This window comes from Ruegeria profundi, assembly GCF_020171505.1.
Lineage (GTDB): Bacteria > Pseudomonadota > Alphaproteobacteria > Rhodobacterales > Rhodobacteraceae > Ruegeria > Ruegeria profundi.
Genome location: NZ_JAIUZS010000008.1, coordinates 57,028 through 70,217, shown reverse-complemented (window position 1 = coordinate 70,217; position 13,190 = coordinate 57,028). Strand labels below are relative to the sequence as shown.

Genomic DNA, 13,190 nt, shown 5'->3' with positions numbered 1-13,190 from the left:
CACAGGCATTTTCGAGGGGATATCGAAACGGGTCTCGGCCGGTAACTGAGGGGCTGGCCGAGGGGGTAAGTAGCCAACCCCTCATAGGGGAAAAGTGATATCGTCCGATATGACCCGTTCGATAAATTACAGTTAATGGCTCCTGCCAGGACGCGATATAGGGGGTTTCCCGTAGCCCGGCAGATAAGCTTGAAATCAAAGAATTTTTTATTGCCTCGATGAGCGGGATCGGCCAAAAACGCGCCAAATATTTCCTACCAAGCCAACAATCAACGTCAAATTCACCAAGTGGCACGATCACTGCACGGATCGGACGTGGCCCTGGCGAAAAGACCAGGCACAGGAATTCGCATACCCGGCCTATCTCGCTTAAATTTCGCGCAACCTGGGCGCATTTGCTTAAAATTTGATCATAACAGCAGGAAATCCCATCTGTCAGCACGTTGAAGAATAGAGTTCCAACGCGGCACCGTTGAAACAAAAGGCACATCACATACGCCGCAGGTCCGCCATCACCCACCTTGCCTCGATATTGCCCAAACAGGGCGACGCGCCCCCTCGTGCACACGGCACCGTACGCTTAAGCACGAAGATCAGGGGTGGAAGGACGGTACTGGATGGATTTCGCCAGTCAGGTTCATTCAAATGCCTCTTTCCGCGCACTGACGAAAACGGGTTGGACGCGGTTCTACTGAACACCGCAGGCGGGATCACTGGCGGGGACGCGTTTCGGTTCAGTGGTACTGCCGCTGAGGGTACAACCCTCACCTTGACGACCCAAGCCTGCGAACGGGCCTACAGGGCACAGCCAGGCCCATCTGGGCACGTCATCAATCAACTGCGCGTCGACTCCGGTGCTCGGCTGAACTGGTTGCCGCAGGAAACCATCTTGTTCAACGGCAGCGCGCTGGAGCGACGCCTGATCATTGACCTTGCACCAACCTCATCTGCACTGATGGTTGAACCGCTTGTCTTTGGGCGCGCGGCTATGGGCGAGACGCTGGCCGATATCCGCCTTCACGACCGGATCGAGATTCGCCGCAACGGCCTTCCTGTTTTCCTGGACGCCACCCGTTTCGCGGGCGACCTTACCACGCACCTGTCCAAACCGCACATTGCTGATGGTGCCGGTGCCATGGCGCTGGTCGTATTCGCCTCGTCCACGGCTGCGGGACATTTGCGCCCGGTTCGGCAGATGTTGCCTGATAACGCTGGCGCAACGTTGATCCAAGACGACCTGCTTGTGGTCCGGATGCTAGCAGACAACAGCTTTGCCCTGCGCCAGGCGCTGATGCCGGTTTTGCACCACCTTAACAACTCTTCTCTGCCTCGATGCTGGATGATCTAAAATGAACCTGACCCCCCGCGAAAAAGACAAATTGATGGTCGCTATGGCTGCGGAGGTTGCCCGCAAGCGGCTGGCCCGTGGCGTCAAGCTGAACCACCCGGAAGCGATCGCGCTTATCACCGATGCCGTGGTCGAAGGCGCGCGTGACGGGCGTTCGGTCGCTGACATGATGCAAGCCGGGGCCGAGGTAATTACCCGCGCGCAATGCATGCAGGGCGTCCCCGAGATGATTCACGAGGTCCAGGTCGAGGCCACCTTTCCCGACGGCACCAAACTGGTGACCGTCCACAACCCCATTCGCTGAAAAGGAATCCCGAAATGACCCGCATGTTGTTCCCTGCCCTGATCCTGGCTGGCCCTGCGACGGCTCATACCGATACGCATATACATGCGCATGGGTCTGACTACGGCACATTGGGCGTTGGCCTTGCGGTGATCGCCTTGATTGCAGCGACCTTCGTTTTGAAGCTGCCAAAATGATCCCAGGAGAGCTTTTCCCAGCCAAGGGTGAAATCACCCTGAACGCGGATGCTGTCAGGGTCACCTTGATGGTTGCCAACACCGGCGACCGACCGGTGCAGGTGGGATCGCATTATCACTTTGCCGAGGCCAATCCGGCGTTGGAGTTCGACCGCACTGCGGCCTACGGTCTGCGTCTGGACATCGCGCCTGGCACCGCCGTGCGCTTTGAACCCGGCCAAGCCCGCGAAGTTTCGCTGATCCCGATAGGCGGGGCACGCAAAATTTATGGGTTCAATCAAAAGGTCATGGGGCCGCTCTGATGCCAGCACGAATCAAACGCTCTGACTATGCCGCAATGTTCGGCCCCACCACCGGCGACAAGCTGCGACTGGCCGATACCGATTTGATTATCGAGGTCGAGCGGGACCTGACCACCTATGGTGAAGAGGTCAAGTTTGGCGGCGGCAAGGTGATCCGCGACGGCATGGGGCAATCACAGGCGACCCGTGCTGAAGGTGCTGTGGATACTGTCATCACCAATGCCCTGATCGTGGATCATACCGGCATCTATAAGGCCGATGTGGGCCTGAAAGACGGACGCATTGCCAAGATCGGCAAGGCCGGGAACCCCGACACGCAGCCAGGCGTCGACATCATCATCGGCCCCGGCACCGAGGCAATAGCTGGCGAAGGGCGTATCCTGACTGCGGGCGGCTTCGACAGCCATATCCACTTCATCTGCCCGCAACAGATCGAAGATGCGCTGCATTCCGGCCTGACCACCATGCTGGGTGGTGGCACCGGCCCTGCACATGGAACGCTGGCCACCACCTGCACCCCCGGCCCCTGGCATATCGGACGTATGCTACAGGCGGCCGATGCCTTTCCGATGAATCTGGCCTTTGCGGGCAAAGGCAACGCCTCGCTGCCCGCTGCGCTAGAAGAACAGGTCAAGGCCGGGGCTTGCGCCCTCAAGCTGCACGAGGATTGGGGGACCACCCCTGCCGCCATCGACTGCTGCCTCTCGGTCGCTGACGCGATGGATGTGCAGGTGATGATCCACACGGACACACTGAATGAATCCGGTTTCGTCGAAAACACTGTGGCCGCCATGAAAGGCCGCACGATTCACGCCTTCCACACCGAAGGCGCAGGCGGGGGCCACGCCCCGGACATCATCAAGATTTGCGGCGAGACCCACGTTCTGCCTTCATCCACCAACCCGACGCGTCCCTTCACCGTAAACACGGTCGAGGAGCATCTGGACATGCTGATGGTGTGCCATCACCTCGACAAATCCATCCCCGAGGACGTGGCCTTTGCCGAAAGCCGCATCCGGCGTGAGACCATCGCAGCTGAGGACATCCTTCACGACATGGGCGCCTTTTCGATCATCGCAAGCGACAGCCAGGCAATGGGTCGGGTCGGAGAAGTACTGATCCGCACCTGGCAAACCGCAGACAAGATGAAGAAACAGCGCGGGCGGTTGGCCGAGGAAGCCGGCGACAACGACAACCTGAGGGTTCGTCGATACATCGCGAAATACACCATCAACCCGGCGATTGCGCACGGATTGAGCCATCAGATCGGCAGTATCGAGGAAGGCAAACGTGCCGACCTTGTGCTCTGGAGCCCAGCCTTTTTCGGCGTAAAGCCCGAGATGGTTTTGCTGGGTGGCACCATCGCCTGCGCTCAGATGGGCGATCCGAATGCGTCGATTCCCACGCCACAACCCGTTTACAGCCGTCCGATGTTTGGCGCCTATGGCCGCTCGGTCGAGCAGTCAGCGATCACTTTTGTCTCTGCCGCCGCGCAGGCAGATGGGATTGGTGATACACTGGGATTGGCGAAACAAACCGTCGCCGTGCACAACACGCGCACTATCGGCAAGCGCGACCTGATGCTGAACGATGCGACGCCCCAAATCGACGTCGACCCCGAAACCTACGAAGTGCGCGCCGATGGCGAATTGTTGACTTGCCAGCCCGCCGAAGTGTTGCCGATGGCGCAACGCTATTTCATGTTCTGAGATTTAAGGAGGCCCAGATGACCACCGCGATCAAAACCGCCCGCATCTATCACGATCACCACCACGCTCAGGCCCATGCTCAGGTCTCGCTGGACTATGACGGGCGTTTTCTACGCCGCAAGATGCTGGCCACAGATGACGGCGAGTCCTTTCTGGTCGATCTGGCGCAGACAAAGTCGTTGGACCACGGCGGCGTTCTGGTTCTGGAAGACGGGCGCGAGATCGAGATCGTCGCCGCGCCCGAAGACCTGCTGGAGGTGACCGGAGATAATCTTTTGCGCCTTGCCTGGCATATCGGCAACCGTCACACGCCCTGTCAGATCGAAGGCAACCGCCTGCTGATCCAGCACGATCACGTCATCCGCGATATGCTTGAAAAGCTGGGTGCAAGCATTCGGGAAACCCTTGAACCTTTTACCCCTGAAGGCGGCGCATATGGCCACGGCAGGACGCATGGCCATTCCCACTAACGCGGATATCTTGACCCTGACACAATGGCTGTCCCCTGCCTATCCGGTGGGCGGATTTGCCTATTCACATGGGTTGGAATGGGCGATCGAATGCGGCGCTGTGGGTACCGTCGCAGAGGTCGGCAGTTGGATCACAGACGTGATCCAACACGGATCAGGCCACAGCGACAGTGTGTTCCTCGCAGCCGCCTACCGGGCAGAAACACCAGAGAAGCTGGGTGAAATCGACCAAACGGCGCGCGCGTTCTGCGCCTCGTCAGAACGGTTGTCCGAGACTGTTTTGCTGGGCGACGCTTTCTGTACCGTCACCTCGGATGTGTGGGCGCTGGACCTTAGGAAGCTGACCTACCCGGTCGCCATTGGCCATGCTGCTGCGGCACAAAAACTGCCCCTTGGCCTGACGGCGCAAATGTTTCTTCAGGCCTTTCTGGCCAACCTTGTCGCATGCGCAACCCGTTTGGTGCCTTTGGGGCAAACGGATGCGCAACGGTTGATCTGCGATTTGACCCCATTATGCCAGCGGATAGCAAACGATGCGATTGAAACCGGCCTGAACGAACTGAGTTCAACCGCGTTCCTATCGGACATCGCGTCGATGAAACACGAAACCCAATATTCAAGGATATTCCGAACATGAGCAGTATGAACGGCCCTCTGCGCGTGGGCATCGGTGGACCTGTGGGCGCTGGCAAGACAACACTGACCGCTGCGTTGTCCGAGGCATTACGAGACAAAGTCTCGGTCGGCGTGATCACCAATGACATTTACACGCAAGAGGACGCCGAGGCGCTGATGCGCATGCAGGTTCTGCCGCAGGATCGGATTATCGGCGTCGAAACTGGTGGCTGCCCACATACGGCCATCCGCGAGGATGCGTCGATCAATCTGGCAGCCGTGGCCGAGATGCAGGCCCGCCATCCCGATGTTGAGGTTGTATTGATAGAAAGCGGCGGCGACAACCTGTCCGCCACGTTCAGCCCGGAACTGGCAGATGTGACGCTTTATGTGATCGACGTGGCAGCAGGTGAGGAAATCCCCCGCAAAGGCGGCCCAGCGATCACGAAATCCGACATATTGATCATAAACAAAACCGATCTTGCCCCGCATGTCGGTGCCTCGCTTGAGGTGATGGACCGCGATGCGGCGCGCATGCGCAACGGTCGGCCCTTTGTTTTCTCATCCTTGCGGCAAAGAAAAGGCATTGATGAAATCGTGGAGATTCTGGCACAGATCGGGGGGCTGGATATCGCGCAAAGGGCGACCTCGGGCGCTGCCTAGTTACCCTCGTATGACACGCTGAAAGATGTAACGGCACGTGCCAAGATGGCTTGTTTCGGGTCATCGCTGCAACCTTGATGCGGAAAGTTTTGTCATAAACTCTCACTGCTTGCATTTTCACCATTTCAAGGGGCTTGTATATTTATGTACGGATGTACATATAGTCGCCATGACACGCATCGGCCGACCCAGATCATTTGACGAAAAGACCGCTCTGACCGCGGCTTTGAATGCCTTTTGGGCAGGCGGCTATAGCGGGACAACGTATCTTGACCTTGAAAAAGCAACGGGCCTCAGACGGCAGAGCTTGACCTATGCCTTTGGCGAAAAGCAAGATCTGTTCCGCCGCGCCCTATCATTGTATATCGACCAACGTGTTGCCAAAGCCACTGACTTGCTTGCGTCAGATGCGCCGTTCAAAGACAACCTGCGCGCACTTCTAAAGGCTTGGGAAGAGGACGCGTCATCGGGCAACGGTCGCGGATGCCTCTTGGTACGCGCCACCGCAGAGGTCGGTGCAGATGCACATATGACGTCAGAGTTGCAACGCGGGGACACCATGCTGTTGCACGCTCTCACGCAAGCTTTCCGTCGGGCTAAAAGCAACGGAGAGCTGACGTCAGAGACGCCGCCAGACGCACTCGCCCGGCTTGTCATTTCGGTTGGTAACGGCGCAATGATCCAAGCCGTTGCGCGCAAGAATCCAAAGATATCACAAACCGCGCACGAGGCGCTTCTGTCACTTATCACCTAGTCATGCCTTGACTGCCACCAGTCGAGGTCACCATCACTCGGGCAATTTATGTCTGCTTGTTCATAATCTTTCGGGTTCCGGTCTCGATTGATTTTCTGGCAACCGCCACCACCCACCGGATTGGAGAATACGAATGTCAACTTTCACCCACCACTCGATCGAAACCGCCCCAGACGCGGCAAAACCGATGCTTCAGCAAGCTGTTAAGGACTATGGCATGCTGCCCGGTCTCTATCAGGTGATGTCGTCGTCACCAGAACTGCTGGAGAGCTACTTCAAGCTGCACGAACTGTTCGAGCGCACAGCGCTTTCCGTGGTTGAACGCAATGTCGTTTGGCTGACGATCAATGTTGAACATGCCTGCCACTACTGTGTTCCGGCACACACCGCGATCGCAAAGATGCAAGGTGTCGATGACGCCATTATTTCAGCACTTCGTGACGAGCGCCCCCTTGAGGATTCCCGGTTGGAAGCCTTGCGCCAGTTCACTCTGACCCTGGTGCGCGCGCGTGGAAATGCCCCCAAAGAGGACGTGGATGCCTTTCTCGCTTCCGGCTTCGAACCAAGAGCTATTTTGGACATCCTCGTTGGTCTGGCGCAGAAGGTTCTGTCAAACTATACTAACCATCTTGCTGAGACACCTGTTGATGCGCCTTTCAAGCCATTTGCCTGGCAGAAAGTCGAAGTCGCGGCCGCGTAAGCGCGATCACTGTTTTCCAGACGGCCTCGCGGCGAAGCGCGGGGCCACCTTTTTCAATTCTTAGGAAGCCAACAATGCTGCTCGACACCCCCATTTGCGATTTTGGATGGAAGGCGCCTGACTTCACCTTGCGCGATCCGGATGGCCATGCATTCACCATGTCCCAACATTTAGGAGAAAACGGCCTGCTGGTTGCTTTTCTCTGCAACCATTGCCCATACGTCCAGGCCATCGCGGACCGTTTAGCGGAAGACACCAGCACTTTGCTTGACGAAGGCATTGGTGTTCTTGGTGTCATGTCTAATGACTACCGAGCCGTACCAACGGACGGACCCGCATACATGCGGTCATTCGCGGCCCGGTCAGGCTGGCGTTTTCCGTATCTGATCGATGAAGACCAGTCCGTTGGCAAGGCTTGGGGTGCCGTCTGTACGCCAGATTTCTTCGGATTGAACGCTCAAGGTGAACTGCAATACCGCGGTCGATTGGACAACACCCGGCTTGGCTCAAGTTCGAATCGCACCCGGGAACTTGTGGAAGCCATGCGCCAGATATCACAAAGCGGTCACGGACCGGAAAAACAAATGCCATCCATGGGATGTTCACTCAAATGGCGAAAGATGTGATCTACGGTTTGCAATCGGCACCAAAATTTTCCCGCATAGAACAGGGCTAAAACATCGCGTTGGCGGTTGGTATGCACCAGACTGCGGCACCCGCTGCTATACGAACCCAAGCGTAGGGGATTGGTGCCTCAATCGGGAAGTCGTCTAAAATCAGGTAGGCATCCCCGGATACCGACGGAAGTTTCAGAAGCGGCGAGATTGGTCTTTACTGTAACAGAATGAGACCGATCTCTTGCACGCAAGTTTTGGCGGATAGCCAACATAAACATTTTGTGGTGGCCAACACTTAATCCTCACCAAGGTATTGTTAGGTTCCGGAGTGAGTGGCTTTTGGATACGGCAAGCGGCTACCATGAGCTCATCACCTACTAGAATTCGCGAGCAACGTGTGTAGTCGCATCAAAAAACTATCTTGTAACCCAGCAGGCAGATTGATTTCGGCTAATCGTCTTCAATTTCAATCCGGGCTTCTTTGTGCATCGACAGCGAAGTTGTACCGGCCTCGATCGCATTCAAATGAACCCGTATGCGCCAGAGGTGATAAGCAACGCGATGCAACCATCGCATGGCGTCCACTTGTGTGATCGCATCTTCATCTGAAATCTTGCCGTTAATGGCAGCTTCGAACAGGTGGACTCTCAGTACCTTACGCTGCTCACGGAACAAGGTTCTGAGCCGATTGAAAAGGTCCTGCAAAACGGGAAAATCATCTGGGCTGTTTGGGCGCGCTTGCTTGGAGGTGGCGCCTGCCAGGATACTGCGGCACCGACGCAATCTGTGTGAAGCACCAAGAGCGGACGTGCGATCAAATTGCCCACATCGGTACAAAAGGCGAAAGAGGTGGTCCAATGCGTGAAGTACCGACGCGACGATGGGGCCGAGCTCTTGGTTTCCTGCCAACGGTGGCATTTTGTCCAGGTAGGATTGAAGATCCAGAAGCGCCTCTTCCAATTCTTCGTGATCCGGTGGTCGTGAAGGCCAGTGAGTCAACATTCCCATTGACTGATTCAAGTGGTCACAGACCGCTGTGTTGAGCTTGAACAGCGTGTGCGTGGCCGCCTCGACTGCAAGAGTGGGTTCGGCAAACAAGGACGGATCAAGTTCGTTGGACAAAGTCGTGCCACGCTCGGGAACCAACCACTCGATGAGTCGGGCAAACGGCCGCGCCACGGGGAGTACAAGCAGAACTCCGAGCGCGTTAAAAAAGGTGTGAAACGCAACAAGTGCGATCTGACCATTGCCGTCGACGGTCCACGCTGTGACCCAGGTCGCAAATGGGCCAAGTATAAAAAATGCCAGAACTCCTGTCATGAAGTTGTAGATCACATGAGCAAGACCCGTTCGGCGTGCCATCGTGCCACCACCGACCGAGGCTAGCAGGGCAGTCAAGGTCGTGCCGACATCCATTCCAATGACGAGTGCTGCCGCTTGGGGAAAACTGATGGCACCGGCACCCAACGCCGCAAGCGCGGCAGCCACCCCGGCACTCGAGGATTGGGTGACAACGGTGATTGCAAACCCAATTGCGACCAGTTGCAGTCGCCCCAGCATCGTATCTGGCGGAAAGACTGAGGGGGTCACAACGCCTTCAAACGCGGCCATCCCATCTTTCATCAGATCAATACCGACAAAAATCAGGCTGAACCCTGCCAGCGCCTGGCCGGTGAGCGCCACGTTCTGTCGCCGGGACAGGCGCAGCAGCGCGCCAAAGAAAATGAACGGCAACACGACTTCACCCAAATCCAGTTTGAACCCAAGCAGCGCAACCATCCAACCCGTGATTGTTGTTCCGATATTTGCGCCGAAAATGATTCCCAAGGCTTGAGGAAAAGTAAGAAGGCCAGATGCGACGAAGCCGACCGCGGCAACCGTTGTCGCGCTAGAGGATTGAATGACCGCGGTTGTCAGGGCGCCCGTTGCTGCTCCACTCAAAGGCGTTCGCGTAAACCTTGCCAGGAAGGAGCGCATTGATTTGCCGGCAAGTCCTTTCAGTCCCTCAGTAAGGAGAAACATCCCGAACAAAAAAATGCCGACGCCACCGAGCGCAGAAAGAAAACTCCATAACATCACTCAAACCTACCGCTAATTCGCATTCTAAAAAATCGCTTGGGTCCAATTTTGGTGGATGCAAAGATTGATCGCGACCCGAAAGGCAACTGCTTGTGATCCGCTGACAGCACTAAGTCCATGGTCGTCAGCCGGTCCGGATATGTCACTTTAACGCCCTGAAAATGACTGTTGAGGCCTCACTGTTTTGGCGATTGTTTTGAAACTTTTAGAATGGCCGCCAAGGTTACCGGTGGTCCGATGATCTCGAATACGACAGTGCTGGCTATTGTAAACGCCATAATGGTCGAGGCCCATTCCGGAAAACGCTCGCCAGCAACAAGTGCCATACCTATGGCAACGCCTGCCTGCGGCAGTAGCGCGGGACCATACCAGGGCACTTCCTGATGAGGCACACCGCCCAATCGTGCGCCAATGACCCCTCCGATAAGCCTGGAGAAGATTCTAAGCAGGATAAATGCGACGCCCGCCCATCCCAATAGCTTCAGCGCGTCTACCTCCAGCAAAGCACCAGCCAAAAGGAAGAAAACGATCATGAATGGCCACTGTATGTGTTCTATCTCGTGGAAAGCCCGGTCGTGATGCCGCGCGAAATTGCCAATGACGGCCCCCGTGGTCATTGCTGTAACCAGAAGAGACACTTCCAGCCACAATGCAAAACCGGCCGCAAGAAACACGATCCCGATTGCCTCTGCCTGTAGCGGCTCACCGGGTTTAAGCCGACCAGTCAAGTAAGCGGAAGGAGCACCCAACACGCAACCCAACACAATAGCGCCACCCAGATCCCATGCTGCGCCTGACAGAACGCTACTCCAACCGTTCGCTTGATCAACCAGGACAAGTGCCACGCTGAACACTATCAAACCCCACGCATCATCAATGGCGACGATCCCTTTGAGTGTGTCCGTAAAGTCATTCTTGACACCGGATTGATGGATGACATCCGCCATTGCAGCAGGAGCCGTCGCCGTTGCGATGGAGGCGAGCAGCAATGCAAGGCCTGAAGCCAATCCGAGAAGCGACAATCCGGTTGTCACAATGACAAGGGTGGCTAAAACAATCGCGATGGAGATCGTGAAAATGGCAAGCCCGTGACGTATAAGGTTCTTTCGGGTCAACGAGCCCCCCAATAGAAACGCCACCATCGTGAGGGCAACGATCGAAACCTCATCGAACCACTGCGCAACGTCGTCTGGAATGACATTTAGGCCCGCGTCCCCAATCGAAACCCCAAGCAACAAGAGCAAAGTTACCCGTGGCAGCCGCGTAGCACGCCCCAACTGGTCGGCTGCAAGTCCGGCCAGGAAAAGCACCCCCAAGGTTACGAGAAAACCAGCAAATTCCATATTCGACACTTGATCATGCAGAACGTGCTAAGACTTTGATCAGGATCATAATGGCCGACCGACGCTGCGCCTGATCTTTCCGGTCGGGCTCAATCCTGGCTCGGCGTGGTTGAACCTATGCCACCCGAACAAAGCAGCCGACCTGGATATGCGCGAGGCCCCCAAACACAAGATGTCTTTTCCACGTAACGCATTTTGCGCTACGAAGGGACATGAACGGAGACCGCAGACTTTCGGCAGTACTCTCGGCCGATGTAGTAAACTACTCGGGCCAGATAAAGGCGGATGAGAACCGGACTCTCAGTGAACTCCGTGTCCTGCGCCGCGAAATATTTGATCCATTGGTCAGTGATCATCGCGGCAATATCGTAAAGAAAATGGGTGATGGGTGGATAGTCGAGTTCAATTCGGTCTCTGACGCAGTGCGATGTGCGCTGGATCTTCAAAGCCAAGTGTCAACTCAATCCTTGCTTAAACTGCGAGTTGGCGTGCATCTTGGAGATATCGTGTTCGACGAAGATGACATTTTCGGCGATGGCATCAACATCGCTGCTCGGTTGCAAGAAGCGTCCAACGAAGAAGCCGTGTTAATTTCCGATGTCGTCCATCGAAGTCTTGACGAACGCCTCGCCGAGCAATTCCATCGCGCAGGCGAACGGCAGTTCAAGAACGCCCCGTCGCCGGTCGAAGTTTTTCAATGGTCGCCCCCCGGATCCGCCCCACCGCGCGTGACACCGGCTGGCCATGCAAAGTCTTTGCTGATCGGCGTCCTGCCCTTCGACAATCTTTCCTCTGACCCCGATCAGGAATTCTTTGCGGATGGTATTACCGAAGAAATCATTACCACCCTGTCAAAGCTACCAAACCTACTGGTCGTCGCGCGCAACTCGACTTTCGTTTACAAAGGGCGCTCAGTAGATGTGAAACAGGTTGGTCTGGAACAGGGTGTTGATCTTGTTCTTGAGGGAAGTGTCCGACAAAGCGGCAGCCGCGTTCGTATCACAGCACAGCTGATCGATGCAAAATCCGGAATGCACATTTGGGCGGACCGTTATGATCGCCTCATGGAAGATGTCTTTGAGGTGCAGGATGAAATTGCCCTCAGAATAGCAACCGAGCTCCAGGTAGAGCTATTAGCAGGCGAGATGGCCCGGTTCCGGGGTTCGGGGACCAAAAACCTGAATGCATGGGCGGCTCAACTTCAGGCCGTTGAAGCCTCGCGCAGGATAACAAAGGAAGCACAGGCTGATGCGCGCCGGTTTGCACAACAGGCCATTGCGCTCGATCCGGGATACTCTGCCCCTTATTGCACTTTGGGGTTTATATGTACCGTCGAAGCCCGGCATGGCTTTGCCGCGGACCGAAGCGCCACGTTGGCCGAGGCACGTGACTGCGCGCGGCGGGCTTTGGAAATAGACAGCTACAACCCCGAGGCGCATGCAATCGCGGGTTTTGCGGATGCAATAGACGGCAGGCTGATACCGGCGATCGAGAAGTTCAACGAAGCCTTGGCGTTAAATCCAAACCATGCAGATGTAGCTGCACGATTGTCCCTTACACTGGCTTTTAACGGTCAAGCGGACAAAGCCATAAAAGTTGCACAGCAAGCTATTACGCTGAACCCTCATTATCCGGGCTGGTATGCTGGCGTTCTGGGATTGGCCCTTCGGCTTGATGGTCGTTATGAGGAGGCCAAAGCCGCATTCACAGAATATGGCCAAAGGGTAGAAGGCTTCGGGCACCTCGACCTCGTGATCGTCCACGTGGAAATGGAAAATGTTGAGGCCGCGCGAGACGAAGCACGTTACGTGATGAAATACCGTCCGAAGTTTTCCATCTCAGAGTGGGCCAAAACCCAACTTTTCTCTAACAACGAACAATTGGAAAAAGACTGCGCATCATTGCGTTTAGCCGGCTTGCCCGAATAGGTAAAACGCTTATCTAAGACATGGTCATTTGCATAGAGAGCCGACCTTCGTAGTGTTCGATTGGCGCTGCTTACAGTGAATAACACCAGACTGCCCTGTGGACAGAGCTGGCTTTGGCTGCGTAAGTTCGAACGTTGTGGCGGTCACGGTACCCTCGTTTACTTGTCCGTTCGACCGTTTCT

Annotated in this window: 14 protein-coding genes; 12 read left to right on the top strand and 2 right to left on the bottom strand. The window is 56.0% G+C overall.

The window, feature by feature from the left end; all coding sequences use genetic code 11:
* Nucleotides 1–676 precede the first annotated feature (676 nt).
* The 11 genes from LCM21_RS17100 to LCM21_RS17050 all read left to right on the top strand — a co-directional run bounded on the left by LCM21_RS17100 (nt 677) and on the right by LCM21_RS17050 (nt 7,667).
* The gene (locus tag LCM21_RS17100; protein ID WP_224891686.1) at nt 677–1,348 is read left to right on the top strand and encodes an urease accessory protein UreD; all 672 of its coding nucleotides are present in this window, start codon (nt 677–679) and stop codon (nt 1,346–1,348) included.
* Nucleotide 1,349: 1 nt separating this feature from the next.
* Nucleotides 1,350–1,652, top strand: coding sequence for an urease subunit gamma (locus LCM21_RS17095; RefSeq protein ID WP_068339396.1), 303 nt, complete (start codon nt 1,350–1,352; stop codon nt 1,650–1,652).
* 14 nt (nt 1,653–1,666) lie between these two features.
* Entirely contained in the window at nt 1,667–1,828 is a 162-nt protein-coding gene (locus LCM21_RS17090; protein ID WP_224891685.1) for a hypothetical protein, read from the top strand.
* Nucleotides 1,825–2,130 (top strand): urease subunit beta, encoded by a 306-nt coding sequence (locus tag LCM21_RS17085; protein ID WP_068339399.1) that lies wholly within the window; start codon nt 1,825–1,827, stop codon nt 2,128–2,130. The genes LCM21_RS17090 and LCM21_RS17085 overlap by 4 nt, the downstream gene beginning before the upstream one ends.
* A complete protein-coding gene (gene ureC / locus LCM21_RS17080; protein ID WP_224891684.1) occupies nt 2,130–3,839 on the top strand; it encodes an urease subunit alpha in 1,710 nt (569 codons plus the stop codon). Before LCM21_RS17085 ends, ureC begins: the two co-directional genes overlap by 1 nt.
* A gap of 17 nt (nt 3,840–3,856) precedes the next feature.
* Nucleotides 3,857–4,309: an urease accessory protein UreE gene (gene ureE / locus LCM21_RS17075; RefSeq protein ID WP_224891683.1), complete on the top strand. Its 453-nt coding sequence runs from the start codon at nt 3,857–3,859 to the stop codon at nt 4,307–4,309.
* Nucleotides 4,275–4,946 (top strand): urease accessory protein UreF, encoded by a 672-nt coding sequence (locus tag LCM21_RS17070; RefSeq protein WP_224891682.1) that lies wholly within the window; start codon nt 4,275–4,277, stop codon nt 4,944–4,946. Before ureE ends, LCM21_RS17070 begins: the two co-directional genes overlap by 35 nt.
* Complete coding sequence (gene ureG, locus LCM21_RS17065; protein ID WP_224891681.1) at nt 4,943–5,587, top strand: urease accessory protein UreG; 645 nt, start codon at nt 4,943–4,945, stop codon at nt 5,585–5,587. Before LCM21_RS17070 ends, ureG begins: the two co-directional genes overlap by 4 nt.
* Nucleotides 5,588–5,756: 169 nt before the next feature.
* Nucleotides 5,757–6,341, top strand: coding sequence for a TetR/AcrR family transcriptional regulator (locus LCM21_RS17060; protein WP_224891680.1), 585 nt, complete (start codon nt 5,757–5,759; stop codon nt 6,339–6,341).
* A gap of 133 nt (nt 6,342–6,474) precedes the next feature.
* Nucleotides 6,475–7,041 carry a carboxymuconolactone decarboxylase family protein gene (locus LCM21_RS17055; RefSeq protein ID WP_224891679.1) on the top strand — a complete coding sequence of 189 codons (567 nt, stop codon included), beginning with the start codon at nt 6,475–6,477 and terminating at the stop codon, nt 7,039–7,041.
* A gap of 74 nt (nt 7,042–7,115) precedes the next feature.
* Nucleotides 7,116–7,667 (top strand): thioredoxin family protein, encoded by a 552-nt coding sequence (locus LCM21_RS17050; protein WP_224891678.1) that lies wholly within the window; start codon nt 7,116–7,118, stop codon nt 7,665–7,667.
* Between the two features lie 441 nt (nt 7,668–8,108).
* On the opposite strand, the gene LCM21_RS17045 is transcribed toward LCM21_RS17050, so the two are convergent.
* Nucleotides 8,109–9,734: a Na/Pi cotransporter family protein gene (locus LCM21_RS17045; RefSeq protein ID WP_224891677.1), complete on the bottom strand. Its 1,626-nt coding sequence runs from the start codon at nt 9,732–9,734 to the stop codon at nt 8,109–8,111.
* A gap of 179 nt (nt 9,735–9,913) precedes the next feature.
* Nucleotides 9,914–11,080 (bottom strand): cation:proton antiporter, encoded by a 1,167-nt coding sequence (locus LCM21_RS17040; protein WP_224891676.1) that lies wholly within the window; start codon nt 11,078–11,080, stop codon nt 9,914–9,916.
* A gap of 212 nt (nt 11,081–11,292) precedes the next feature.
* Between LCM21_RS17040 and LCM21_RS17035 the strand changes: the two genes are divergently transcribed.
* Nucleotides 11,293–13,008: an adenylate/guanylate cyclase domain-containing protein gene (locus LCM21_RS17035; RefSeq protein WP_224891675.1), complete on the top strand. Its 1,716-nt coding sequence runs from the start codon at nt 11,293–11,295 to the stop codon at nt 13,006–13,008.
* The last annotated feature ends 182 nt before the right edge of the window (nt 13,009–13,190 follow it).

Excerpts from the sequence above, each read along its gene's own strand:
- LCM21_RS17095 (WP_068339396.1), top strand. The coding sequence starts at position 1,350 with ATGAACCTGACCCCCCGCGAAAAAGACAAATTGATGGTCGCTATGGCT.
- LCM21_RS17090 (WP_224891685.1), top strand. The coding sequence starts at position 1,667 with ATGACCCGCATGTTGTTCCCTGCCCTGATCCTGGCTGGCCCTGCGACG.
- LCM21_RS17085 (WP_068339399.1), top strand. The coding sequence starts at position 1,825 with ATGATCCCAGGAGAGCTTTTCCCAGCCAAGGGTGAAATCACCCTGAAC.
- ureC (WP_224891684.1), top strand. The coding sequence starts at position 2,130 with ATGCCAGCACGAATCAAACGCTCTGACTATGCCGCAATGTTCGGCCCC.
- ureE (WP_224891683.1), top strand. The coding sequence starts at position 3,857 with ATGACCACCGCGATCAAAACCGCCCGCATCTATCACGATCACCACCAC.
- LCM21_RS17070 (WP_224891682.1), top strand. The coding sequence starts at position 4,275 with ATGGCCACGGCAGGACGCATGGCCATTCCCACTAACGCGGATATCTTG.
- ureG (WP_224891681.1), top strand. The coding sequence starts at position 4,943 with ATGAGCAGTATGAACGGCCCTCTGCGCGTGGGCATCGGTGGACCTGTG.
- LCM21_RS17060 (WP_224891680.1), top strand. The coding sequence starts at position 5,757 with ATGACACGCATCGGCCGACCCAGATCATTTGACGAAAAGACCGCTCTG.
- LCM21_RS17055 (WP_224891679.1), top strand. The coding sequence starts at position 6,475 with ATGTCAACTTTCACCCACCACTCGATCGAAACCGCCCCAGACGCGGCA.
- LCM21_RS17050 (WP_224891678.1), top strand. The coding sequence starts at position 7,116 with ATGCTGCTCGACACCCCCATTTGCGATTTTGGATGGAAGGCGCCTGAC.
- LCM21_RS17045 (WP_224891677.1), bottom strand. The coding sequence starts at position 9,734 with ATGTTATGGAGTTTTCTTTCTGCGCTCGGTGGCGTCGGCATTTTTTTG.
- LCM21_RS17040 (WP_224891676.1), bottom strand. The coding sequence starts at position 11,080 with ATGGAATTTGCTGGTTTTCTCGTAACCTTGGGGGTGCTTTTCCTGGCC.
- LCM21_RS17035 (WP_224891675.1), top strand. The coding sequence starts at position 11,293 with ATGAACGGAGACCGCAGACTTTCGGCAGTACTCTCGGCCGATGTAGTA.